Annotated in this window: 17 protein-coding genes; 13 read left to right on the forward strand and 4 right to left on the reverse strand. The window is 65.0% G+C overall.

The window, feature by feature from the left end:
* Positions 1 to 8: 8 nt before the first annotated feature.
* From clpS to ACDELDRAFT_RS03290, 6 genes are all read left to right on the forward strand, one after another.
* Entirely contained in the window at positions 9 to 368 is a 360-nt protein-coding gene (gene clpS, locus ACDELDRAFT_RS03265) for an ATP-dependent Clp protease adapter ClpS (protein WP_157764867.1), read from the forward strand.
* A gap of 58 nt (positions 369 to 426) precedes the next feature.
* A complete protein-coding gene (clpA, locus tag ACDELDRAFT_RS03270) occupies positions 427 to 2,775 on the forward strand; it encodes an ATP-dependent Clp protease ATP-binding subunit ClpA (protein ID WP_005793403.1) in 2,349 nt (782 codons plus the stop codon).
* Between the two features lie 258 nt (positions 2,776 to 3,033).
* Entirely contained in the window at positions 3,034 to 5,880 is a 2,847-nt protein-coding gene (locus tag ACDELDRAFT_RS03275; protein WP_005793405.1) for a bifunctional diguanylate cyclase/phosphodiesterase, read from the forward strand.
* A 159-nt stretch (positions 5,881 to 6,039) separates the two neighbouring features.
* Positions 6,040 to 7,485, forward strand: coding sequence for an exodeoxyribonuclease I (gene sbcB / locus ACDELDRAFT_RS03280; RefSeq protein ID WP_005793406.1), 1,446 nt, complete (start codon positions 6,040 to 6,042; stop codon positions 7,483 to 7,485).
* Positions 7,486 to 7,627: 142 nt separating this feature from the next.
* Positions 7,628 to 8,875, forward strand: a complete 1,248-nt coding sequence (locus ACDELDRAFT_RS03285) for a cystathionine gamma-synthase family protein (RefSeq protein WP_005793407.1) — start codon at positions 7,628 to 7,630, stop codon at positions 8,873 to 8,875.
* 133 nt (positions 8,876 to 9,008) lie between these two features.
* Positions 9,009 to 11,045: a sigma-54-dependent Fis family transcriptional regulator gene (locus tag ACDELDRAFT_RS03290; RefSeq protein ID WP_005793409.1), complete on the forward strand. Its 2,037-nt coding sequence runs from the start codon at positions 9,009 to 9,011 to the stop codon at positions 11,043 to 11,045.
* 227 nt (positions 11,046 to 11,272) lie between these two features.
* Here the strand turns inward: ACDELDRAFT_RS03290 and ACDELDRAFT_RS03295 are convergent, their stop codons facing one another.
* The 3 genes from ACDELDRAFT_RS03295 to adh all read right to left on the reverse strand — a co-directional run bounded on the left by ACDELDRAFT_RS03295 (position 11,273) and on the right by adh (position 14,270).
* A complete protein-coding gene (locus tag ACDELDRAFT_RS03295) occupies positions 11,273 to 11,647 on the reverse strand; it encodes a DUF779 domain-containing protein (RefSeq protein WP_005793411.1) in 375 nt (124 codons plus the stop codon).
* The gene (gene adhP / locus ACDELDRAFT_RS03300) at positions 11,644 to 12,675 is read right to left on the reverse strand and encodes an alcohol dehydrogenase AdhP (protein ID WP_005793412.1); all 1,032 of its coding nucleotides are present in this window, start codon (positions 12,673 to 12,675) and stop codon (positions 11,644 to 11,646) included. Before adhP ends, ACDELDRAFT_RS03295 begins: the two co-directional genes overlap by 4 nt.
* A gap of 74 nt (positions 12,676 to 12,749) precedes the next feature.
* Positions 12,750 to 14,270 carry an aldehyde dehydrogenase gene (gene adh / locus ACDELDRAFT_RS03305; RefSeq protein ID WP_005793414.1) on the reverse strand — a complete coding sequence of 507 codons (1,521 nt, stop codon included), beginning with the start codon at positions 14,268 to 14,270 and terminating at the stop codon, positions 12,750 to 12,752.
* 441 nt (positions 14,271 to 14,711) lie between these two features.
* On the opposite strand from adh, the gene ACDELDRAFT_RS03310 reads away from it, so the two are divergent.
* Positions 14,712 to 16,040 carry a protein kinase domain-containing protein gene (locus tag ACDELDRAFT_RS03310; RefSeq protein WP_005793418.1) on the forward strand — a complete coding sequence of 443 codons (1,329 nt, stop codon included), beginning with the start codon at positions 14,712 to 14,714 and terminating at the stop codon, positions 16,038 to 16,040.
* Between the two features lie 136 nt (positions 16,041 to 16,176).
* Here ACDELDRAFT_RS03310 and ACDELDRAFT_RS03315 read toward each other — a convergent pair whose 3' ends face one another.
* Entirely contained in the window at positions 16,177 to 17,406 is a 1,230-nt protein-coding gene (locus ACDELDRAFT_RS03315; protein WP_005793420.1) for a nucleoside recognition domain-containing protein, read from the reverse strand.
* Between the two features lie 483 nt (positions 17,407 to 17,889).
* On the opposite strand from ACDELDRAFT_RS03315, the gene ACDELDRAFT_RS03320 reads away from it, so the two are divergent.
* The 6 genes from ACDELDRAFT_RS03320 to ACDELDRAFT_RS03345 all read left to right on the forward strand — a co-directional run bounded on the left by ACDELDRAFT_RS03320 (position 17,890) and on the right by ACDELDRAFT_RS03345 (position 23,358).
* Positions 17,890 to 18,603: a YebC/PmpR family DNA-binding transcriptional regulator gene (locus ACDELDRAFT_RS03320; protein WP_005793422.1), complete on the forward strand. Its 714-nt coding sequence runs from the start codon at positions 17,890 to 17,892 to the stop codon at positions 18,601 to 18,603.
* 65 nt (positions 18,604 to 18,668) lie between these two features.
* Positions 18,669 to 18,953, forward strand: coding sequence for a DnaJ domain-containing protein (locus ACDELDRAFT_RS03325; RefSeq protein ID WP_005793423.1), 285 nt, complete (start codon positions 18,669 to 18,671; stop codon positions 18,951 to 18,953).
* Positions 18,950 to 19,525, forward strand: a complete 576-nt coding sequence (locus tag ACDELDRAFT_RS03330; protein ID WP_005793425.1) for a hypothetical protein — start codon at positions 18,950 to 18,952, stop codon at positions 19,523 to 19,525. The genes ACDELDRAFT_RS03325 and ACDELDRAFT_RS03330 overlap by 4 nt, the downstream gene beginning before the upstream one ends.
* A gap of 21 nt (positions 19,526 to 19,546) precedes the next feature.
* Entirely contained in the window at positions 19,547 to 20,296 is a 750-nt protein-coding gene (locus tag ACDELDRAFT_RS03335; RefSeq protein ID WP_005793426.1) for a hypothetical protein, read from the forward strand.
* 18 nt (positions 20,297 to 20,314) lie between these two features.
* Positions 20,315 to 21,595: a hypothetical protein gene (locus ACDELDRAFT_RS03340; protein ID WP_005793428.1), complete on the forward strand. Its 1,281-nt coding sequence runs from the start codon at positions 20,315 to 20,317 to the stop codon at positions 21,593 to 21,595.
* A gap of 572 nt (positions 21,596 to 22,167) precedes the next feature.
* Positions 22,168 to 23,358, forward strand: a complete 1,191-nt coding sequence (locus tag ACDELDRAFT_RS03345) for a GGDEF domain-containing protein (RefSeq protein ID WP_040327942.1) — start codon at positions 22,168 to 22,170, stop codon at positions 23,356 to 23,358.
* Positions 23,359 to 23,483 lie beyond the last annotated feature (125 nt).

Consider the following 23,483-nt stretch of genomic DNA (forward strand, 5'->3'; position numbering starts at 1 on the left):
TGAATTTCATGGCAACAAAACCACCCTCGACCCCCACTGCACCGCCCTCTGTTCGGCCCGCGCAGGATGATGGCGGTTCTGTCGTGCTCGAGAGACGCGCCCAAAAGGTCCGGCCGCCCCAGATGTACCAGGTGGTCATGCTCAATGACGACTACACGCCCATGGAGTTCGTCATCGTGGTGCTGCAGGAGTTCTTCAACAAGGACCGGGAGACAGCGACCCAGATCATGCTCAAGATTCACCTCGACGGCAAAGGCATCTGCGGGGTGTACTCCCGTGACGTGGCGGCCACCAAGGTGGATCAGGTGCTGGAGGCCGCTTTGAAGGCGGGCCACCCTCTGCAATGTGTGAGTGAACCTGTTGAATAACAGGTTTCTCGTCCCGATCTAAAGTTATCCCTTACCCCGCAAGCACAAAGGAGTTCACATGATTGCCCAGGAACTGGAAGTCAGCTTGCACATGGCCTTCGTCGAGGCCCGTCAGCAGCGCCACGAGTTCATCACCGTGGAGCATCTGTTGCTTGCATTGCTCGATAACCCCAGCGCAGCGGAAGTGCTGCGCGCATGTTCGGCGAATATCGATGATCTTCGCTCATCGCTGTCGAATTTTATCAAAGACAATACGCCCCAGGTCGCAGGATCTGACGAGGTGGATACGCAACCCACGCTGGGTTTCCAGCGTGTGATCCAGCGCGCGATCATGCACGTGCAGTCCACGGGCAACGGCAAGAAAGAAGTCACCGGTGCGAACGTGCTCGTGGCCATCTTCGGCGAGAAGGATTCGCACGCCGTGTACTACCTGCACCAGCAGGGCGTGACGCGCCTGGACGTGGTCAACTTCATTGCCCACGGTATCAAGAAAGGTGAACCGCCGGAGCCCGCCAAGGCCGAGGGCCAGGCGGAAGGCGAAGAGGGCGGCGGTGGCGAGCGCAGTGAAAAAGCATCCCCGCTGGAGCAGTTCACCCAGAACCTGAACCAGGCCGCCAAGGACGGCAAGATCGACCCCCTGATCGGCCGCAATTACGAGGTCGAGCGCACGATCCAGATTCTGTGCCGCCGCCGCAAGAACAACCCGCTGCTGGTGGGCGAGGCCGGCGTGGGAAAGACCGCGATTGCCGAGGGGTTGGCCTGGCGCATTACGCAGAACGACGTGCCCGAGATTCTGGCCGAGGCCACGGTGTATTCGCTCGACATGGGTGCGTTGCTGGCGGGTACCAAATACCGCGGTGATTTCGAGCAGCGCCTCAAAGGCGTGCTCAAGTCTCTCAAGGATAAGCCCAACGCCATCCTGTTCATCGACGAGATTCACACCCTGATCGGTGCGGGTGCTGCATCGGGTGGTACGTTGGACGCATCCAACCTGCTCAAGCCGGCGCTGTCCAGCGGCCAGCTCAAGTGCATCGGTGCGACCACGTTCACCGAATACCGGGGCATCTTCGAAAAGGATGCGGCGCTGTCACGCCGTTTCCAGAAAGTGGATGTGGTCGAGCCGACCGTGGCCGAGACGGTGGACATCCTCAAGGGCCTGAAGTCGCGCTTTGAAGAGCACCACAGCGTCAAATACGCTGCGGCTGCCTTGCAGGCCGCCGCCGAGCTGAGCGCCAAGTACATCAACGACCGCCACCTGCCCGACAAAGCCATTGACGTGATCGATGAGGCTGGAGCTGCGCAGCGCATCTTGGTGCCGAGCAAGCGCAAGAAGACCATCGGCAAGGCCGAGATTGAAGAGATCGTGGCCAAGATTGCGCGCATTCCGCCTGCCAATGTGTCGAATGACGACCGGGGCAAGCTGCAAACACTGGAGCGCGACCTCAAGAGCGTGGTCTTCGGCCAGGACAAGGCCCTCGAGGTGTTGGCCAGCGCAGTCAAGATGGCACGTTCGGGACTGGGCAAGGGCGACAAGCCGATTGGCTCATTCCTGTTCAGCGGCCCTACCGGCGTCGGCAAGACCGAAGCGGCCAAGCAGTTGGCCTACATCATGGGCATTGAGCTGATCCGCTTCGACATGTCGGAGTACATGGAGCGCCACGCAGTGAGCCGCCTGATTGGTGCGCCTCCGGGCTACGTCGGGTTTGACCAGGGTGGTCTGCTGACCGAAGCCATCACGAAGAAGCCGCACGCGGTGCTGCTGCTCGACGAGATCGAGAAGGCGCACCCGGACATCTTCAACGTGCTGCTGCAGGTCATGGACCACGGCACGCTGACGGACAACAATGGCCGCAAGGCCGACTTCCGCAACGTGCTCATCATCATGACCACGAACGCCGGCGCCGAGACCATGAACAAGGCGACCATTGGCTTCACCAACCCGCGGCAGGCGGGCGACGAGATGGGCGACATCAAGCGCCTGTTCACACCCGAGTTCCGTAACCGGCTGGATGCCATCGTCAACTTCAAGGCACTCGACGAGCAGATCATCCTGCGCGTGGTGGACAAGTTCCTGCTGCAGCTCGAAACCCAACTGGCAGAGAAGAAGGTGGAGGTCACCTTCACCGACAACCTGCGCAAGCACCTTGCCAAGAAGGGTTTCGATCCGCTGATGGGTGCGCGCCCGATGCAGCGCCTGATCCAGGACACCATCCGTCGGGCTCTGGCGGACGAGCTGTTGTTCGGTCGTCTGACCGAAGGCGGGCGCCTGACGGTCGACATCGACGTCAAGACCGACGACAAGGGCGTGGAAACTTCGGAGGTTCTGCTGGACATTCAGCCGCTACCGAAAAAGGACCGTTCTGCGAAGTCCGAACCTGCAGAGCCCGAAGAAGCCACCGCAGACTGAGCCCGTGCGCGCTCACCGGCAGAGGCCGGCAAGCCAAGTGCTTGCCGGCCTTTTTGTTGGGCGTAGCGGCGCGCTTGCCAGGGAAGGCTTGCAGGCTCCTTGCAATGTGAATGTTGCACAGAAAAGCCCGCCCCGGCCATAGACCGTAGACTTTTGCCGCTAAGATCAGCCCAGAGGGGAGCGCTGGTTCACCGCGGCGAAAAACCAAAACGGATGCTGACATTGGCCGGAAAAGTCCACACACAACATGTCGCCGGGATGCGACGTGCTTTGTCCGTTTTGGGGGGGCTGGCCTTGCTCCTGCTGGCGTCGTGGGCCTACTTTTCCAGCACACCCGCCGCCCCGGTGAAGGATTTCCTCACCGCCCACCAGATTCTCGAGAGCCTCTCGATCGCCGTGTCGGTGTTGGTGTTCGCCGTCGGTTGGCATGCCTGTCGCCTCAATCCCCAGCGCAACGTATTGATCCTTGCCTGTGGATTCCTTGGTGTCGCACTGCTCGATTTCTCGCACATGCTGTCGTATGCGGGGATGCCCGACTACTTTACGCCCAACTCGGTGTCCAAGGGCATCTGGTTCTGGTTGCCCGCGCGCTACGTCGCGGTGCTGACGCTGCTGCTGGCGGTGGTGTTGCCGTGGACTGTGCCCGACACCACCGAAATGGGGTTGGCGTTGCGTTTGCGGCCTGTGGCCTTCATGCTCTTGCTGGTCGGCGCCATCCATGCCGCGGTTCTGTATTATCCGTGGATTTTGCCGGAAACCTTTGTGCCCGCCACGGGCTTGACCGGATTCAAGGTTGGCGCCGAATACGGTTTGATCGTCCTGCACGTACTGGTTTTTGGCCTGCTTTTGCGACAGATGCGCCAGCCTACGACTTTCAACGCCCCGCCCTTGTTGGCGGCTGTTGGCACCATGGGGCTGGGAGAATTCTTCTTCACCCTGTACGTGGATGCGGCGGACCACTTCAATCTGCTCGGCCACATATACAAGCTGCTTGGCTACCTGTTTCTCTACCGTTCGATCATCCAGGGCACCATTGAGGCACCTTATCGGGCCCTGGCGCGGTCCGAAAAGAGCCTCAAGGCGGTGCTGGACGCTGTTCCCGACCTGATGTTCGAGATGACGCGCAGCGGGCGCTATCTGCGCGTGCACACCCGGGTGCCGGGGTTGACGGAGCGCGTGCCCGAGCAGATTGCGGGGCGAACCATTGACGAGGTATTGCCGCCCGATGCCGCCGGCGTGGTGCGCACGGCACTGACTCAGGCCGAGGCAACGGGCCACACGCAAGGGCAGCAATTCGCGCTCGAAATGACCGACGGCAGGCACTGGTTCGAGCTGTCGGTGGCGCGCATTCAGGACCCGGGTTTCGCCGACCCACGCTTCGTCGTGCTTTCGCGCGATGTGACGCAACGCATGCAGGACCTGGATGCTCTGCGCAAGCTGCGCCACGCGGTTGAGCAGACACCCCATTCCATCATCATCACCAACCTGCGCGGGCAGATCGAGTACGTGAATCCCTCTTTCACGACGGTGACCGGCTACGGCTCCGACGAAGTGATGGGGCGCAACCCGCGCATGCTGGGCGCAGGCAAGACTTCGGCAGAGGTCGTTGCGCAGATGTGGGAGCGCCTGTTGAGCGGGCTCGCCTGGAAGGGCGAACTGCTCAACCGGCACAAAACGGGCCGTGAGGTCTGGGAATATGTGTCGATTTCGCCCATGCGGGATGAGCAGGGCGCGATTACGCACTACATCTCTGTGCAAGAAGACATTTCAGAGCGTAAGAGCAATGAGGAGCGCATTCGCCACCTGGCCAATTTCGATGCGCTCACCGGCCTGCCCAACCGTGCCATGTTCTCCGCGCGGTTCAGCCAGGCGCTGGGGCTTTCGCAGCGCAGCGAAGGCTCGCTGGCGCTCTTGTACCTCGATCTCGACCGGTTCAAGAACGTGAACGACTCGCTCGGGTATGCCGTGGGCGACGGCGTGCTGATCGATGTGGCCCATCGCCTCAAGGCCCTGCTGCGGGATGAAGACACGGTGTCGCGCTACGGGGGCGATGAATTTCTGGTGGTGTTGCCGCTCACCACGGCGCAGGGCGCCGTCCATTTCGCCGAGCGGCTGCACGGTGAGCTGAGCAAGGCCTGCCAGGTGGAAAGCCACGCATTGCTGGTGACGTTCTCGGTGGGCATTGCGATGTACCCCGGCGATGGAAGCGACATGGAAGCCCTGACCCACCATGCCGAGGTGGCCATGTACAAGGCCAAGGAGATGGGGCGGGACCACTATTGTTTCTTCTCGGCGGACATGCAGGCGCAGTCTTCACGGTTGCTGCGCATCGAGAACGGCCTGCGCACAGCCATCGCCCAGGGCGAGATGTCGTTGCATTTCCAGCCGCAGTGGCGTGTGCACGACAGGCGCATGGTGGGGGTCGAGGCCCTGTTGCGCTGGACCCATCCTGAGTTGGGAGTTGTGGGCCCGGCAGAGTTCATCCCCGTGGCGGAAAGCAGCGGGCAGATCATCGACATCGGCCTGTGGGTGCTTGATACGGCGCTGGCGTGCCTGCGTCGCTGGCGGGATGCGGGCCATACCGACCTGACGGTGGCCGTGAACTTGTCGCTTGCCCAGTTTCGCCACCCCGATCTGGTGGAGGTGGTGCAGAAGGCGCTTCAACGCGCAGGCGTTCCTGCCGAGGTGCTCGAGCTCGAACTGACCGAGAGCATTGCCATGCACGAACCGGAGAAAGCCATCGCCTGCGTGCGGGCCCTGGCCGACCTGGGCGTACAGCTTTCGTTGGACGATTTCGGCACGGGCTACTCGTCCTTCAGCTATCTGCAGCGGTTGCGTGTGCACCGGCTCAAGATCGACCAGTCTTTCGTGCGCAATCTGGACACAGCGCGCGGCATGTCCATCGTGCGCGCCATCGTGGAAATGTCGCGCAGCCTGGGGCTGGCCACCATTGCGGAAGGCGTCGAGACGCCCCATCAGTTGGAGGCACTGGCGGGTTTGTCCTGTGACATGGTGCAGGGTTACCACCTGAGCCGACCCTTGCCCGTGCCCGCGCTCGAGGCGCTGCTCGAGCAGCGCGCGCTCGCATCCGACATTGCGGCCTGAGCCGAAGCGGATCTTTCGGCAACTGCCGAAAGTATCAAATTGATAGCGCTTTGCGCACGCCGGAAAAGCGCTGCAGCCCAAAAAGGCGCCAAATTCCGACGTTCGCCCCTCCGATCTTGTTACATTGCAGGTCGTCCCTTCGCAACCGTTGTCTCGCGCATGTCTCCCCACACCTTTCTCTGGCACGACTACGAAACCTTCGGCGCCAATACTCGGCGCGACCGGCCCGCGCAATTTGCAGCCATTCGCACCGACGCCGAGCTGCGGGAAGTGGGCGAGCCCCTGATGCTGTATTGCCAGCCGGCGAACGATTACCTGCCGGACCCACAGTCGTGCCTCATTACCGGCATCACGCCCCAGCTCTGCCTTGAAAAAGGTGTGCCGGAGCATGAATTCGCCAATCGCATCGAGGCCGAGTTCGCGCAACCGGGCACCATCGGTGTGGGGTACAACACCATCCGCTTCGACGATGAGATCACGCGCTTCATGTTCTGGCGCAACCTCATCGATCCGTATGCACGCGAATGGCAGAACCAATGCGGCCGCTGGGACTTGCTTGACGTGGTGCGCATGACCTATGCGCTGCGGCCCGACGGCATCCACTGGCCGCGCAAGGAAGACGGTTCCCCCAGCTTCAAGCTGGAGCACCTCTCGAAGGCCAACGGCCTTGCGCACGAGGCGGCCCACGATGCGCTGTCGGACGTGCGCGCCACCATCGCGTTGGCGCGGCTGATCCGCCAGCACAATCCCCGTCTGTTCGACTTTGCGTTGTCGCTTCACAAGAAGGATCGGGTGGCCGCCGAGCTGCGCCTGCCGGCCACGGCGCTGACGGCGCGGCCATTCCTGCACGTGTCGGGCATGTTTCCGGCCGAGCGTGGCTGCCTGGCGGTGATGTGGCCGCTGGCCAGCCACCCGACCAACAAGAATGAGGTCATTGCCTGGGACCTTGCCCACGATCCCCGTGAACTGGCCACGCTGGGCACCGACGAAATCCGCCTGCGCATGTTCTCCCGGGCAGCCGACTTGCCTGAAGGCATGACCCGCCTGCCCGTCAAGACGATTCACCTCAACAAGTCGCCCATGGTGGTGGGCAATGTGAACACGCTCACGCCCGCGCTCGCCCAGCGGTGGGGCATTGATCTTGTTCAGGCCGCGCAGCATGCCGAGGTTGCGCGCAGCCTGCCCGACATGAGCGGCATTTGGCCTGCCGTGTTCGCGCGCCCGGCCGAGCCCGCCGCCGATGTCGACCAGGACCTGTATGGGGGCTTCGTGGGCAACAGCGACCGGCGCCGCCTGAACGATTTGCGCGCGATGGACGGCCAGAAGCTTGCCGCCGCGCGCACGGGCTTTGACGATCCGCGCCTGGAAGAACTGGTGTGGCGCTACCGCGCCCGCAACTTTCCGACCACGCTCTCGCCCGAAGAGGGGGAGCGGTGGGAAGCCCATCGCGCCGCATGCCTGTTCGACGGGCAGGGTGGGGCGCGCACGGTGGACCGGTTGTTCACCGAGATCGACCAGATTTCCGAAACCGCCGACGATGAACGCACCCAGGAGATCCTGGGCGCCTTGTACGATTACGCCGAGCACATCGCCCCGGAACGGTAGCCCGTGCAGCGCCGCGCACCCTCCGCCCGAAGGGGTCGCAACCGGCCTGGCGGGGCCCACTCCACGGGGGCAGCGGTGCGCGGGCGTTGGTTCCGTAAGCCTAGAACCCATTGCATACAGATATAGATATCCGCAGATTTTTATGATGACACCGCAGAACCATCGCTTCACCACCGAGATCGTGCACGCCGACCGCCTGGGCGGCGCCGAACACGGCGCCATCCACCAGCCCGTCCACACCTCGGTGCAATACGGGTTCGACAAGGTCGAAGACCTGATCGCCGTGTTCCAGGGAACCGCCAAGGGCGGCTTCAACTACGCCCGCCAGGGAACCCCCACCACGGCAGCCCTCGAAGCCAAGCTCACCCAGATGGAAAAGGGGCACGGCAGCATCGTTTTCTCGACCGGCATGGCGGGCATCTGCGCCATCTTCCTTACGCTGCTGAAGGCGGGCGACCATCTGGTGGCCAGCAAGTTTGTCTTTGGCAATACCAACAGCGTGTTCGGCACCCTGGCGGATCTGGGGGTGGATGTCACCACCGTCGATGCGACGGACGCCGCCCAGGTGGCTGCCGCCGTGCGCCCGAACACGCGGATGGTTTTTGTCGAAACCATCGCCAATCCGGGCACACAGATGCCCGATCTGGAGGGCATCGGCGCGTTGTGCCAGCAGCGCGGCCTGCTCTATGTGGTGGACAACACCGTCGCTTCCCCCTACCTGTTCCGCCCCGGTTCGGTGGGCGCAGGCCTGGTGGTCCATTCGCTGACCAAGAGCATCGGCGGGCACGGCGATGCGCTGGGGGGCGCGGTGATCGATACCGGGGTGTTCGACTGGAGCGCGTACCCGAATATTTTCCCGGCATACCGCAAGGGGCTGGCCAAGGGCTGGGGCCTGCAGCAAATGCGCAAGAAGGGTCTGCGCGACATGGGCGGTACCCTGTCTTCGCAGGCGGCGCACCAGATTGCCCTGGGTGCCGAAACATTGGCGCTGCGCATGGAACGCACCAGCGCCACCGCGCTGGCGTTGGCGCGGTGGCTCGAGCAGCACCCTGCTGTGGCGCGGGTGTTTTACCCCTTGCTTGAATCCCACCCGCAGCACGCGCAGGCCAGGAAGCACCTCAAGGCGGGCTCGTGGCTGCTGTCTTTCGAACTGCGCGACCCCGAACAGTGCCTGCCCTTGTGCAATCGCCTGCAGCTGCCCATCAAGGCGACGGGCCTGGCCGATACGCGCACGCTCATCATCCCGGTGGCCCACACCATCTTCTGGGAGGCGGGCCCCGAGGTGCGGTCGAACATGGGTATCGGCGACAGCATGATTCGGCTGTCTGTGGGGCTGGAGGACGTGCAGGATCTGCTGGCCGACTTCGAGCAGGCGCTCGCGGCGGCCTGATCTCCGCCATCCCACCCAGGCCGCACAAGCCCGCAGCGTGCTTGTGGAGGTGCAAGCCGGCTGACAGACCATCGTGCTAAGGTAGCAAAAAACGCAGGCAGGGCCCGGCCCCACACCTGACGAAAGGAGACCTATGCACACCGAGCTGGTTGCCACGGCGGGCTCTCGTGGCCCCCTGGCCACTTCGATGCCGCCGCAGGAGCTGATCCGGCATGCCCATGCGCGCTCCGCGGCCTATGGCCTGCGCGCGCAGGACGTGGTCGAGGCTGCACCCCTGGCGGGCGCTGACCTGCGCACTGCGCTGCAGCGCAACCAGACCCTCGCGGCGCACGCCCTGCCGGTCATGGAAACCCTGTTCGCCCAGATCGCAGGTACTCGCAGCCTGGTGCTGCTGACCGACCCGCAGGGCGTCATCCTGCACGCCGTGGGGGATGACGATTTCGTGGCCCGCGCCGACCGGGTGGCGCTGCGGCCAGGCGGGGTCTGGAGCGAGGAGCGCAAGGGCACCAATGCCATCGGAACGGCGCTGACCTCCGGCCAGGCGGTGCAGGTGCATGCCGGCCAGCACTACCTGCGCGCTCACCAGTTTCTCACCTGTGCCTGCGTGCCCATCCTCGACCCGCTGGGCGTGGCTTTGGGCGCGCTGGACGTGAGTGGTGACCACCGGGGCCAGAGCCCGCACACGATGGCGCTGGTGCGCATGTCCGCGCAGATGGTGGAAAACCACTTGTGGAGCAAGGCGCACGAAGACGCCGTGTACCTGCGCTTTCATGCGCGGCCCGAATTCCTTGGCACTTTGATGGAGGGGCTGGCCGCGTTCACGCCGGAAGGCCGTTTCCTTTCGGCCAACCGCAGCGGGCAGTTCCAGTTGGGGCTGTCCCTGCAGGCGTTGCAGGCGTACACCTTTGCGTCGCTGTTCGGCGTGGAGATGGCCAGCGTGCTGGCCCACTGCCGCAGGGCCGCGCCCGGCTTGCTGTCGCTGCGGTTGCCCGGCGGGGTAAGCGTGATGGCCGAGGCGGCTTACCGCCCTGCATCGGCCCGCTGGACGATGCCCGATGATGGCGTGCCTCGCCCGGCAACGGCCCCTGCGAGCACACCACGGCCTGCGGAGCCGTCGCGCTTTTCGGGCCTGCGCTATCTGAACACGGGCGATGCCCAGCTCGCCCATGTGATCGAACGCGTCACCAAGCTTTTGGGGCGGGGTATCGCCACGCTGATCCTGGGTGAAACCGGCACCGGCAAGGAATTGTTGGCCCGGGCCATGCACCACGACGGGCCTCGGCGGCAGGGGCCCTTTGTGGCGGTCAATTGCGCGGCGATTCCCGAGTCGCTCATCGAGTCGGAACTGTTTGGCTATGAAGAGGGTGCCTTCACGGGGGCGCGGCGCAAGGGCAGTGCCGGCAAGATCGTGCAGGCCCACGGCGGGACGCTGTTTCTGGACGAGATCGGAGACATGCCCTTGTCGATGCAGGCACGGCTGCTGCGCGTGCTGCAGGAGCGCAACGTAGTGCCACTGGGAGGCGCGCGGGCGGTCGATGTCGACGTCAATGTGGTGTGCGCCACGCACCGCAACCTGCGCGAGATGATGGCCGCAGGCACGTTCCGCCAGGACCTGTACTACCGGCTCAATGGGCTGGTGGTGCGCTTGCCGGCGCTGCGCGAGCGCACCGACCTCGCCGTCATTGTCGAGCGGATGCTGCGCACGCCGCCCGAGGACGGCCCTTCAGGGTGCCATCCGGCGCAGCCCCTGCGTGTGGCGCCCGATGTGATGGCCTTGCTGCAGGGTTATGGCTGGCCCGGCAACCTGCGCCAATTGGCCAACGTGCTGCGTACGGCGGCGCTCATGGCCGACGGCGAGGCGCACGAGGGCGAAATCCGCCGCCACCACCTGCCCGAGGATTTTCTCGAGGATTGCCTGGAACCTGCCCCTGAACCCGCCATCGCCGCCAGCCAGCAGGGCGTCGCGTCCTCCCCTGGCGCGGCGCCACTTGGAGGTGCTGCGGCGCAGCGCCTGATATCGGTCACTGCGGCGGCGGTCGATCAGGCCCTGGCGACCCATGGCGGCAACGTGTCGGCGGCCGCACGCGCGCTGGGGGTGTCGCGCAATACGGTGTACCGCCACTTGCGAACAACCGGTTCAGGCTCGGCACCTCGCTTCGACGCCGCCTGAAGGGGCTGAGCGCCCATTGCGCTTTTGGGGCCCAGGGCGGGCGTGGGGGCTCGCGCCTGCGGCCATGCGTGTACGGTCCCGGTGTGCTTTGCTTGGTATTCGCTGCGCAGTTTTCGCCTCGCACGCGCACCGTACAGGCCTTCACGCCCCGGACTTTTCGGGAGAAGGTCTGTGCGGCGCACCGCACCGGAGCCTCTTTTCGCCGTGCGCCCCAGGCGCCTTCGGCCTCAAAGGCTCGGGAGGGCGTTCGATTCCTCGTCACTGAGGGGCCGAGGGCGGGCCACGAAATGCCAACCAGTACCGCTGTCCAGAGAAAACATGGCGCCTTGCCCTGGTACGGCATCGATGACGAGGTGGGTGTGCTGCCAATAGGTGAACTGCGATCGGCCCATGTACACCGGCGCGCCGGCCAGATGGCCCAGCAGCACGTCGCTGTCTCCGACGATGAATTCGGCGACGGTGAGGCACATGGGCGCGCTGCCATCGCAGCAACCGCCCGATTGGTGGAGCAGCACCGGCCCGTGCCGGGCCTGCAGGCGCTCGATGCGATCGGTGGCCTGCGGCGTCGCAGACACCCGCGAGGGCGGGGTGGGCATGATCATGCCGCCATGTCGATGACGACGCGGCCCTGGATCTGGCCCTTGCGCATGCGCTCGAACACGTCGTTGATGTTTTCCAGCTTTTCGGTGGAGACGGTGGCCCGCACCTGTCCGCGTGCAGCAAAGTCGAGCGACTCTTGCAGATCGAGCCTTGAGCCCACGATGGAGCCGCGCACGGTCACGCCGCGCAGCACCATGTCGAAGATTGAGAGCGGAAAATTGCCCGGCGGCAGGCCATTGAGCGACACGGTTCCGCCACGTCGCACCATGCCCAGTGCCTGTTCGAACGCCTTGGGCGACACCGCCGTCACCAGCGCGCCGTGGGCGCCGCCGATCTCCTTTTGCAGGAAGGCCGCCGGGTCGGTGTCGCGGGCGTTCACGGTGACGCTGGCGCCCAGCCTGCGGGCCAGCTCCAGCTTGTCGTCCTCCACGTCCACAGCGGCCACGTTCAGGCCCATGGCCCGGGCGTACTGCACCGCCATGTGCCCCAGCCCGCCGATGCCCGAGATGGCCACCCAGTCCCCAGGCCGTGTGTCAGTCACCTTCAGGCCCTTGTACACCGTGACGCCGGCGCACAGCACCGGCGCGATGTCCACAAAGCCGATGTCTTTGGGCAGATGCCCCACGTAGTTGGGGTCTGCCAGCGCATAGTCGGCGAAGCCGCCGTTGACCGAATAGCCGGTATTGGTCTGCGACTCGCACAGCGTTTCCCAGCCGCCAAGGCAGTGCGTGCAGTAACCGCAAGCCGAGTGCAGCCACGGCACGCCCACACGGTCGCCCTCTTTTACGTGCTTCACGCCACGGCCAATCGCCGCCACGAAACCCACGCCTTCATGCCCGGGGATGAACGGCGGCTGCGGCTTGACGGGCCAGTCGCCTTCGGCAGCGTGCAGATCGGTGTGGCACACCCCGGAAGCCTCGATCTTCACGAGGATCTGGTTGTCGTCCGGCACGGGTACGGGCACCTCTTCGATGCGCAGCGGCTTGCCAAACTCCCGGACTACGGCAGCCTTCATGGTGGTGCGGGTCATGCGTCAACTCCTGAAAAGGGGAATGGTGAAAAGCCGGGGCTTGGGTCAGAGGCCCCGGCAAGGATTGCATCGGCTTAGAAGAAACCCAGGGGTTGCTGCGTGTAGCTCACCAGCAGGTTCTTGGTTTGCTGGTAGTGGTCCAGCATCATCTTGTGGTTTTCGCGGCCGATGCCCGATTGCTTGTAGCCGCCAAAGGCCGCGTGGGCTGGATACTGGTGGTAGCAGTTGGTCCACACGCGACCGGCCTGGATGCCCCGGCCCATGCGGAATGCGCGGTTGCCGTCGCGGCTCCACACGCCGGCGCCCAGTCCGTACAGGGTGTCGTTGGCAATCTCCAGCGCTTCGGCCTCGTCCTTGAAGGTGGTCACCGAAAGCACCGGGCCAAAAATCTCTTCCTGGAAGATGCGCATCTTGTTGTGGCCTTTGAAGACCGTGGGCTTGACGTAGTAGCCGCCCGCCAGGTCGCCCGCCAGCGCATTGCGCTCGCCACCGATCAGGCACTGTGCTCCCTCCTGCTTGCCCAGATCGATGTAGGACAGGATTTTTTCCAGTTGCTCCTGGGATGCCTGGGCGCCGATCATGGTGGCTTTGTCGAGCGGATTGCCCTGCCGGATGGCGGCCACGCGCTTGAGTGCGCGCTCCATGAAGCGCTCGTAGACCGACTCCTGGATCAGCGCGCGGCTGGGGCAGGTGCAGACCTCGCCCTGGTTGAGTGCAAACATGGCAAAGCCTTCCAGGGCCTTGTCAAAGAAACCGTCGTCGGCGTCCATCACGTCGGCAAAGAAGATGTTGGGGCTTTTGCCGCCCAGCTCCAGCGTCACCGGAATGATGTTCTGGCTGGCGTATTGCATGATGAGGCGGCCCGTGGTGGTTTCGCCCGTGAATGCAATCTTGGCAATGCGCGGGCTGCTGGCCAGCGGCTTGCCCGCTTCGAGGCCGAAGCCGTTGACCACGTTGACCACGCCCGGGGGCAGCAGGTCACCGATGATTTCGAGCAGCACCAGGATGGATGCTGGCGTTTGCTCCGCGGGCTTGAGCACCACGCAGTTGCCAGCCGCCAGTGCCGGCGCTAGCTTCCACACCGCCATCAGGATGGGAAAGTTCCAGGGAATGATCTGACCCACCACGCCCAGGGGTTCGTGGAAATGGTAGGCCATGGTGTCGTGGTCGATCTCGCTGATGCCGCCTTCCTGCGCACGGATGCAGCCCGCAAAGTAGCGAAAGTGATCGATGGCCAGGGGAATGTCGGCCGCCATGGTTTCACGCAGAGGCTTGCCGTTGTCGATGGTTTCGGCCACGGCGATGGTCAGCAGGTTGGCCTCCATGCGCTCGGCGATCTTGATGAGGATATTGGCGCGGTCGGTGGTCGATGTCTTGCCCCAGGCGGTCTTGGCCTGGTGGGCCGCGTCCAGTGCGGCGTTGACGTCTTTTTCATTCGAGCGCGGGATGGCCGTGAACACCTGGCCGTTGATGGGTGAGCTGTTCTCGAAATACTGCCCGTCGATCGGTGCGACCCACTGGCCGCCGATGAAATTGCCGTATTGCTTCTTGAAGGGGTTGGCGATGCCGAGGCTGGCGATTTCTGCCATGTTCATGGTGATGTCTCCTGAGGGTTTGCGGTGAACCGGGTTGCTGCACAGCGGAGGCTGCGCAGGCACTGTGCAGTGCGCAAGCGGCGTGCCAACGCGCGCGCCGGATGGTCCAGATGCCAGTCCGGTGTGGCGCACGCCAGATTCCATGCGCGTTGCGCGAGGGCAGTCAGGGAAAACCCCAGTGCGGTGCGGCCAGGCTGTGCCGGCTGCGCACCGCGGCCGCAAGGTGTACCGGGTGTTCTGTTTCGGAACAGGGGTGTGACAGCCATGGCACAGTGGGCGGGAACGGGAACGGGAACGGGAACGGGAACGGGAACGGGAACGGGAACGGGCGCCCGGCGGTGGGCAGGGCACCTGCCTCCATCGCCTTCCCTGCGCAGGCGTGCTCGCCCGGGCGCCAGGCTTTTTTGCCACAATGGACGCCGTTGACGCACACCCCCAGGCATGTCCCGCGCACCCCAGACCTTTCCGCCCAGCATTGGCAAGTACCGCATCGAGCGTGAGCTGGGCCGCGGGGCCAGCGGTATCGTGTACTTGGGGCTTGATGGTTTCCGGGGCCGGCGCGTGGCGATCAAGCAGACCCATGCGCATCTGCTGGCCCAGCCCGAGCAGGCCGAGCGCTACCGCCGGCTGATGCGCAACGAAGCGGCCCTGGGCGCGCGGCTGCGCCACCCCAACATCGTGCGGCTGCTCGATGCCGACGACGCCGTGTCGCCGCCGTACCTGGTGCTCGAGTATGTGGACGGCCAGCCCCTGTCGGCCTTTGCCACGCCCGACACGCTGCTGCCCGTGGCCCAGGTGCTGGACATTGCCTTCAAATGCTGCAACGCGCTGGATTACGCCCAGCGCGAGGGCCTGGTGCACCGTGACATCAAGCCCGCCAACCTGATGCTCACGCGGGGAGGTGATGTCAAGCTCACCGATTTTGGCGCTGCGCTGTCCTTGCGCAGCGACGCGACGCAGCTGTCGGGGCTGGTGGGCTCACCCTCGTACATGTCGCCCGAGCAGGTGCGCGAGGAAGACCTCAGCCACCACAGCGACATGTTCTCGCTGGCAGTGGTGGTGTACGAACTGCTGACGGGCCGCCGCCCGTTCGACGGCGAAACCGATTTCGCCACCCTCTACAAGATCGGGCACGAGGCGCCCACGGCGCCCAGTCTGCTGCGCGCCTCGCTGCCCGCCCACATCGATGCGGTGCTGCTGCGCGCCCTGGCCAAACAGCCCGGCGACCGCTTCGCCACCTGGGGCGATTTCGCCCAGGCGCTGCTGGCCGCCCACCGTGATTTGCCGCGCCAACGCTCGCAGGACACCGAGGCCGAGCGCTTTGCCCGCCTGCGGGCGCTGCCTTTTCTGGCCGACTTTCACGATGTATCGCTCTGGGAACTGATGCGGCTGGGGCAGTGGCGGCGCCTGCCACAGGGCTCCACCCTGATGCGCGAAAACACGCCCGGCGATTCGTTTTGCATCCTTATCGAAGGCCAGGTGGCCGTGAGCCGGCAAGGGTGGCACCTGAGCACGCTGGGCCCGGGTGTGACCCTGGGCGAGATGACTTATCTGCGGACGGACGACAAGGTGCGCACCGCCACCGCCGTGGCCGAGACCGAGGTGCTGTTGCTCAAGGTCCGCAACCCGGCGTTGCGGCAGGCTTCGGAGGATCTGCAGTCCCGTTTCGACAAGGCCTTCATCAAGCTGCTGGTCGGGCGGCTGATCGCCACCAACCAGCAACTGGCGGAATGGGAACTGGTGGCCGCGCCGCCGACGCCCGAACGGTAGTCGCGTTGGGGCTTTCGACGGGGCAGTGGCAGGACGGGTTGGCCAAGGCGCTACGCGCCACGGCACCTATTTGCTCATGAATTAATAGCTGTTGGCGAAGCATTGGCAAGCGCAAGCGGCCAATTTGGCGTCAAAATCAGCCAAAGAACCGGTAGCACACCACGATGGCGGCCACCACACCCGCCAGTTCGGCCAGCAGGGCGCAGGCCACGGCATGGCGTGCCCGCTGTATGCCCACCGCCCCGAAATACACCGCCAGCACATAGAAGGTGGTCTCGGTGCTGCCCTGAACGGTGGCCGCGGCCAGCGCCGCGAAGCTGTCCACGCCCTGGCTCTGCATGGTTTCGATCAGCATCGCGCGCGCTGCACTTCCGGAAAACGGCTTGACGAGGGCCGTGGGCAGTGCGTCCACGAACCGGGCGTCCCACCCCAGTACCTCCACGCTCCAGCGGATGGCGTCGAGTGCGTAGCCCAGGGCCCCCGAAGCGCGGAACACCCCCACGGCGCACAGCATGGCCACCAGGTAGGGCAGCAGGCCCCTGGCCACCTCGAAACCTTCCTTGGCGCCTTCGATGAAGGCCTCGTACACCGCCACCTTGCGCCAGGCGCCCACGCCGACGAACAGCATGACCAGCGCAAACAGCGTCAGGTTGCCCAGCAGGGACGACAACTGGGCCAGCGCGGCCGCGCTCAGCGTGGCAAGCAGGGCCATGAAGCCGCCCAGCAGCAGCGCCACCGGCAGCAGGTAGGCGAGAACCACCGGGCTCAGCAGCGGCAGCCGCTGCACGGCGGCCACGCTGAGCAGGCCCACCAGCGTCGAGGCCGAGGTGGCCAGCAGGATGGGCAGGAACACCAGCGTCGGGTCAGGGGCGCCCTGCTGCATGCGGTACATGAAGATGGTCACCGGCAGCAGCGTGAGCGAGGACGCGTTCAGCACCAGAAACAGAATTTGCGCGTTGGTTGCGGTGTCGGGCCGGGGGTTCAGCTCCTGCAGCGCCCGCATGGCCTTGAGGCCCATGGGTGTTGCGGCGTTGTCCAGCCCCAGTGCGTTGGCGGCGAAGTTCAGCGTCATCAGGCCCAGGGCGGGGTGGCCACGCGGCACGCCGGGCATCAGCCGTGCAAACAGCGGCGCCAGCCAGCGCGCCAGCGCATCCACGATACCGGCTTTCTCGGCAATACGCAGAAATCCCAGCCACAGCGTGAGCGTGCCGAACAGCAGCACCATCACCTCGACCGAGAGCCTGGCCATGGCAAACAGCGCCTCGACCATGGCCGCGAAGACCTGGGCATTGCCACCGATGAGCCACTGGGCCACCGCGGAAATGGCCGCAGTGGCGAAGAATCCCAGCCAGAGGGTATTGAGCAAGGAAAGAACTCCGCAGGGAGAGGTTGATGGAGGGGAAGGCGCCAAGAATACCCCGGCTGCACTCAGGCCCCCGGGCGCGCTGCCGGGTTCCGAGGCCTCGCACGCTTGGCCCTGGCCTGGGCGCTGCTTTTGCCCACGTTGCTGACCTGAAAACCGGTGCGGGAATCGGCGGGTGGTACGCTAGAGGGTTCGGCTGCACGACCGGGCTTGGAACCTGTCTACGTTCTTTTCGAGGATCGCGTTGGAGTGCAATCGGGATGAGTGGATGCTTCGGATGCGCCGCAGGGGCTCGTGCCCATGCAAGCAGCCGAGGCGCCAGGGCACCAAGCTCATCGACCCGATTTCACTCCCACCTTCGGGCAAGGTACTTGCGCGACCCCGAAAAGATCGTCAACAGGTTCCTATGGCACAGGCGTGCGTGCGTTCGCTCCCTACACCAAAAACTAGGCGCCACCGAGCGCCACAACATCTAGGAATTCAGCCATGGGCGCCCAGTGGAAAGCAAAAGGCAAGGCACAAGTCGCAGATGCCAGAGGCAAGCTGTTTGGCAAGCTCGCCAAGGAAATCATGGTGGCCGCGCGCAGCGGGGCCGACCCCGCCACCAACGCGCGCCTGCGCCTGGTGGTCGAGCAGGCGCGCAAGGTGTCCATGCCCAAGGACACGCTTGAGCGGGCCATCAAGAAGGGTTCGGGCACGGGCGCGGATGCGGTCAACTACGAACACGTCATCTACGAGGGCTTCGCGCCGCACCAGGTGGCGGTGATGGTGGAGTGCCTGACCGACAACGTCAACCGGACGGCGCCCGAGATGCGTGTGCTGTTCCGCAAGGGCCAGTTGGGCACTTCCGGGTCGGTGGCCTGGGACTTCAACCATGTGGGCATGATCGAGGCGGAACCGGCCACCCCCGGCGCCGACCCCGAACTCGCCGCCATCGAGGCGGGCGCCCAGGATTTCGAGGCCGGCGACGAAGAGGGCACCACCACCTTCTGGACCGACCCGACCGACCTGGACCTGGTCAGCCGCGCATTGCCTGCTCAGGGCTTCACCGTGCTGTCGGCCAAGCTGGGCTACAAGCCGAAGAACCCGGTCGACCCGGCCAGCCTTTCGCCAGAGCAACTCGAAGAAGTCGAGAGCTTCCTCGCCGCCATCGATGCCAACGACGACGTGCAGAACGTCTTCGTGAGCCTGGGCGGCTGAGTGCCGCTGTGCCGGTGCGCTGTGCCCATCGGTGCGGCGCTACCGCCTTTGTTCGCCGAGCTTTCATGACCGCAGACCACTACGCCGCCCTCGGGCTGGGCGCCAACGCATCGTTGGCCGATATCAAGAAGGCCTTTCGCCAGAAGGCGTCGTTCTACCACCCCGACAGGAATGACGCGCCCGACGCCGCGCAGCGATTCCAGGCCGTGCAGAAAGCCTATGAGGTGCTGTCCGACGAAGACACGCGCAAGGCCTACGACGACAACCGGCGCCGCAACCTGCTGGACGACCCGCTGCAGACAGCGCGCGAAATCTGGCAAACCTATTCCCACAGCATTTTTTCCCCGTGAAGCTCTCTCCTTACTTTCATGACTTGCGCTCGGCCTACCAGGCCGAGCTGGACGACCTGGTTTCGGATTCGGAAGGCAAAGACGTGCTGCGTCGGCGGCTTGCGGAAAAGCGCTCCGAAATCGGCTTTCTGGTGAAGATGATGGAGCTGGCCCCCGAGATGGTGGCCGTGGTGTTCCACCAGGGTTTCCGCTTTGCCCGGCCCTCTGCCATCGAGCACGTGCTTAGCCAGGGAGCAGACCGCATTCCCGCGTGGGACACGCTGGAGGATGCCGTATCGCTGGAGCCCTGGGCGGTGGGCCTGGCGCAAACCGTGCTGCGCGAGCCCGGTGGAGCGACCTTCATGGCGGTGGCTGCGGGGCTCGAATACCTGCACCAGCATGCCCGCCTGGCACCGGCGGCCGCGCATGGCGACGGCCCCGCCGAGAATGACGCCGACGAAGAGGCCGCCGAGCACGACGACGACTACAGCGCCCTGAGCGCCGACGATGCCGCCGACCCGCACAACGGCCGCAGCCGCGAGGAGGCCAGCGCCGACTGGCTGGCCGAGGCCGGATTTGACCGCAAAGACTGAGACGACCGAGATTTCCTGCCCATGAACCACCTGGCCCTTATCACCAAAACCACCAGCCTGATTGCCGCGGGCGACATTGTTGGCGCCGAAGCCGCGCTGGCCGACCTGGCCGATACCGAAGGCGACAACGCCCTGATGGTCGTGCTGGACCAACTGGCGCCCAAGGATGTGCTGGCGGTGATGCGTGAATACGACGACTCCAAGGCGTCCGTGGTGAACATGCTCGTCACGCCTGAGCAGTTTGCACGCGCGATGGTGCTTGAGAAGCAATACAAGGACCTCACGCACACGCACCTGCGCAACATGGTCAATGCCGTGGTGTTTCGTGACGATGCCGATCCGGTGGAGTTTCTGACAGCGATTGGCGATCTGGAAGGCGGCAGCGAGGCCCTGGCCAATTATTTCGCCGAGAAGTGGAGCCGCATCGAAGCCTTTGCCCGCACCGGCACGTTCGATGCCACCGAAGACTACGGCCCCACGCTGAGCGACGACGAGCTGCTGGCTTCAGGCTACGTGCAGCCCCGCATCGATATGGACGAAGTGGCCGACCGCGACTGGATGCAGATGGCCTGGTTGCTGCGCTACGAGTGCCGCGATCTGTTCATCGAAATGCTGCTGGTGCTGCGCGCCAAGGCGCGCGCGCACGACATGGGGCTCGAGGAGGGCGATGAGCCTGCGCCCGAAGACGATGGCAAGTTCGAAACCAGTGAAACCGACCGCGGCAAGGCGACGCCCGCCGCCCGAACGTCCGACGAGGAATCCGCCATCTGAGCGCGAGAAACGGTTCCCATGTCCGACACATCCGATACCGGGGCCGCTATGCCCGCACAGGCCCTGCAACTGCACGATGCGCGTCCGTTCCTGGAGAAGGTCCTGGTCCACGGCGTGAAGCACGGCATCCTTGATGCGTCGCGCATGGCGGCCATCGATGCCGACGCGCCCAAGGGCATCGTGCAGATTGCGCGTTATTTCGGCAGCGAGTTCCTGCGCCCCGAGCTGGAGAAGGCGCGCGACCGCATGGTCAACCTCGTCAGCCTGTACCTGCTGGACACCACCGGCGGCGAGATGACACAAGCGGCAGTCTCGCTGCGCGACCATTCATTCTTGTCGCGGTCGAAGGGCGGCTCGGACATGCTTCGGCGGCTGATCGCGCTGCCCGAAAGCAGCAATTTCGGTTTGGCTGGCCATGCCGACGCCGAGATTCCCCGGCTCGCGGCCTGGACGCTGCGCAGCTATGCGGACTACCAGGCCGAACTGGCGCGCCGCACGCACATCGCCCAAGCCATGGGTGCTGCCGAGTGGCTGGCCGAGCAATATGGGCTGGACGTTGACGAGCTGGAGTCGGCGGGCGCGGATGCCGAAGCGGTGATTCGCACGGGCCTGCTGATGCAGGTGCTGGCGCCTGGTGCCCGTGACACGGGTGAGTGGCCCCATGCGGTGGCGTTCGAGAAGCTGGTCATGGCCTGGCGCAAGAAAAAGCCCGTGCCGCCCCAGCAGCTGCGCCTTACGCCAGGGTTGCCCGCCGACCTGCGCGCAGCGATGCAGGCCCAGTGCGCGGTGGTTCTGGCCGACCTGCCCAGATTACAGGATGCGACCGTATCGCTGCGCACGCTGCTGCGGCCCCTGGGAGCGTTCAGGGCCCGCTACTTCCTGCTCGACGACCCGTTGGCCGAACTGGACGATTACCACCGCAGCCTGGACACGGGGGAAGCCCAGGGCGAGCCGCCCGCGCCTGCGAGCAAGACCTGGGTCCGCGCAGTGCAAGGCAACGACGATGAGCATTCGCTGCTCACGCTGTTCCTGTGCCTGGCGGCTGGCGTGCCCAAAAAGACCCTGCTTACCGAGAAAGCCGCGGCGAGCCTGGTGCGCAAGGTGCGCAAGGCCGGCCTGCACCCCGCTCTTGCCACCGATTTCATCCGCGCGCACGCGCCCGCCGTGCACCAGGTCGACTATGAAAACCTGTGGAACAGCTTTGTGCAGGAATCGCAGGCGCTCTTGACCAGCGACCACGACTACCAGATGCACGACGCGCTGGCGCTGCTGCGCCGCGAATGCAACGTGGCCGGCTGAACCGGTGGGCCCTGTGACCGAGGTGCCCGCCCGCCGCGCACCTAGGAGCTTGTAAGACTGCGCAGGCGTCGCGCACGGTGCTGGTGCCGAGGGCGCTCGCTGACAGTCCGCCCGGGAGGGCGTTCGCGCAGCCGGGGGGGAGGGGCGTCACGATCCGCGGCAGCGGTTATTTTCCTGCCAGCTTGGCCCCTGGCGCGGGCGTGGACCCTGCGATAGCCGCCAGCGCATCACCGTTCGGCCACCCAGGCCGCAGGGTGACAGGTCCTGCCTTCACAAAGGCAGGGATGCTGCGCCTGCGGAACCAGGGTGTACCCGGGCCGTCTCGCCCGCATTGCGCGGTACCGCGAAGGCTCGGTGGTTAAGGGCACGTCGGGGCTCGCGCCACGCAACCGTTTGCACGATGGCCGGCAGGTTGCTTGTCCAGGATGCACAACGGGCGGCGGTCGCCGCCGGTCGCGAAAACGCCCGTGTTCGGGGCTTTGCGGGTGCCGTGGCGAGGTAACATTCACGCTCCATCTCCTTCTGCAGGGCGCCTGCAGCTTCAGGCAACCGCCCACCCGCCACCCGCTTTCGTGCACAGCCCCACCCTTGTCACACTCGCCGGCCTTCTTGCGGCATTGGTCACCAGCGTGCTGTATGCCGTGTGGTACTTCAACAAGAACATCCCCGGCTTGCGGCTGTGGATGCTGTCTTTCTTGAGTGCCTCGGTGTTTTGCGCCAGCCTGCTGGTGCGGGACTACGTGCCCGAATGGCTGTCGGTGATGTTGACGCAGTCCACCATTGCCGCAGCGGCGTACCTCTGTTTTCTGGGCAGCCGCGCCTATCTGGGCCGGGCGCACCCGCCGCATGTTGTGGCCGTGGCGGTGATCGTGGCCGTGATGGGCATGGCGGTGTATTTCACGGTGGTGCACCCCCACATGGGGATACGGTTCGCGTTGGCGGGCCTTGTGGCGGGCGTGTATTTTTTGCTGACGGCACACACCCTCGCGCGGGGAGGCTTCCACAACGTTCCGGTGCGCTACCTGTTTGCCGTTGTCTCGGGTTTGCATGGCGTCTTTCTGCTGGTGAGGCCGCTGCTGTTCCGGCTGGTTGCACCCGGGACGGTCGAGGACGCCGATGCCGGCATGGTGGCGCTGCTGTCGCAGTTCGTGGTGCTCGAGGCAACCCTGTCCCTGGTCTTGATGGCCTTTGGCGCGCTGATGCTCACCAACGAGCACATCACCCGCGAACTGCGCCACCTGGCCGAGGTGGATCCGCTGACCAACGTGTTCAACCGGCGTGCCTTTCTCACCTTGCTGGAAAAAGCCATCAGCAATGCGCAGCGCACGCAGTCGGGCCTGCCCGTGCTGGTGATCGACCTCGATCATTTCAAGAAGATCAACGATACCTGGGGCCACCAAAGCGGTGACGAAGTGCTGCGGCATTTCGTCGCACTGGCCAACGGCTGCCTGCGCAAGGAAGACGTGATGGGCCGCCTGGGCGGCGAAGAGTTCGCGATTTTCCTGCCCAACGCAAGCTCCGAGGGCTCGCAGGCCGTGGCCGAGCGGCTGCGCGCCCTGGTGGCCCACCACCCGGCCATGACCGGCCGTGGACCCATCGCCTTGACGGTGAGCATCGGCGTGACGCAATACGGGGGCGGCGAGACGTCAGACTTTGTATTGCAGCGCGCGGACGAGGCCATGTACCGTGCCAAGGAACGGGGGCGCAATCGCGTGGAAACCTTGAGCCCGCCCGGCACCGGTGTGGGTGTTCTGCTGGTCTGATGCGTTGGCCCCGGTGCCTGCGCCACCAAGGCCGGGGCATCCGGAGCAGGGCTGCGACACTGGTAGGGTCGTTGGCTCGCAGGGCGATAGGCATCGAATTGCTATTGAATATATAGCGTATGGCG

The sequence above is a fragment of the Acidovorax delafieldii 2AN genome (assembly GCF_000175235.1).
Lineage (GTDB): Bacteria > Pseudomonadota > Gammaproteobacteria > Burkholderiales > Burkholderiaceae_C > Acidovorax > Acidovorax delafieldii_B.

Excerpts from the sequence above, each read along its gene's own strand:
- ACDELDRAFT_RS03310 (WP_005793418.1), top strand. The coding sequence starts at position 14,712 with ATGTCCCGCGCACCCCAGACCTTTCCGCCCAGCATTGGCAAGTACCGC.
- adhP (WP_005793412.1), bottom strand. The coding sequence starts at position 12,675 with ATGACCCGCACCACCATGAAGGCTGCCGTAGTCCGGGAGTTTGGCAAG.
- ACDELDRAFT_RS03295 (WP_005793411.1), bottom strand. The coding sequence starts at position 11,647 with ATGATCATGCCCACCCCGCCCTCGCGGGTGTCTGCGACGCCGCAGGCC.
- ACDELDRAFT_RS03335 (WP_005793426.1), top strand. The coding sequence starts at position 19,547 with ATGAACCACCTGGCCCTTATCACCAAAACCACCAGCCTGATTGCCGCG.
- ACDELDRAFT_RS03325 (WP_005793423.1), top strand. The coding sequence starts at position 18,669 with ATGACCGCAGACCACTACGCCGCCCTCGGGCTGGGCGCCAACGCATCG.
- ACDELDRAFT_RS03285 (WP_005793407.1), top strand. The coding sequence starts at position 7,628 with ATGATGACACCGCAGAACCATCGCTTCACCACCGAGATCGTGCACGCC.
- sbcB (WP_005793406.1), top strand. The coding sequence starts at position 6,040 with ATGTCTCCCCACACCTTTCTCTGGCACGACTACGAAACCTTCGGCGCC.
- clpA (WP_005793403.1), top strand. The coding sequence starts at position 427 with ATGATTGCCCAGGAACTGGAAGTCAGCTTGCACATGGCCTTCGTCGAG.
- ACDELDRAFT_RS03320 (WP_005793422.1), top strand. The coding sequence starts at position 17,890 with ATGGGCGCCCAGTGGAAAGCAAAAGGCAAGGCACAAGTCGCAGATGCC.
- ACDELDRAFT_RS03290 (WP_005793409.1), top strand. The coding sequence starts at position 9,009 with ATGCACACCGAGCTGGTTGCCACGGCGGGCTCTCGTGGCCCCCTGGCC.
- clpS (WP_157764867.1), top strand. The coding sequence starts at position 9 with ATGGCAACAAAACCACCCTCGACCCCCACTGCACCGCCCTCTGTTCGG.
- adh (WP_005793414.1), bottom strand. The coding sequence starts at position 14,270 with ATGAACATGGCAGAAATCGCCAGCCTCGGCATCGCCAACCCCTTCAAG.
- ACDELDRAFT_RS03275 (WP_005793405.1), top strand. The coding sequence starts at position 3,034 with ATGCGACGTGCTTTGTCCGTTTTGGGGGGGCTGGCCTTGCTCCTGCTG.
- ACDELDRAFT_RS03340 (WP_005793428.1), top strand. The coding sequence starts at position 20,315 with ATGTCCGACACATCCGATACCGGGGCCGCTATGCCCGCACAGGCCCTG.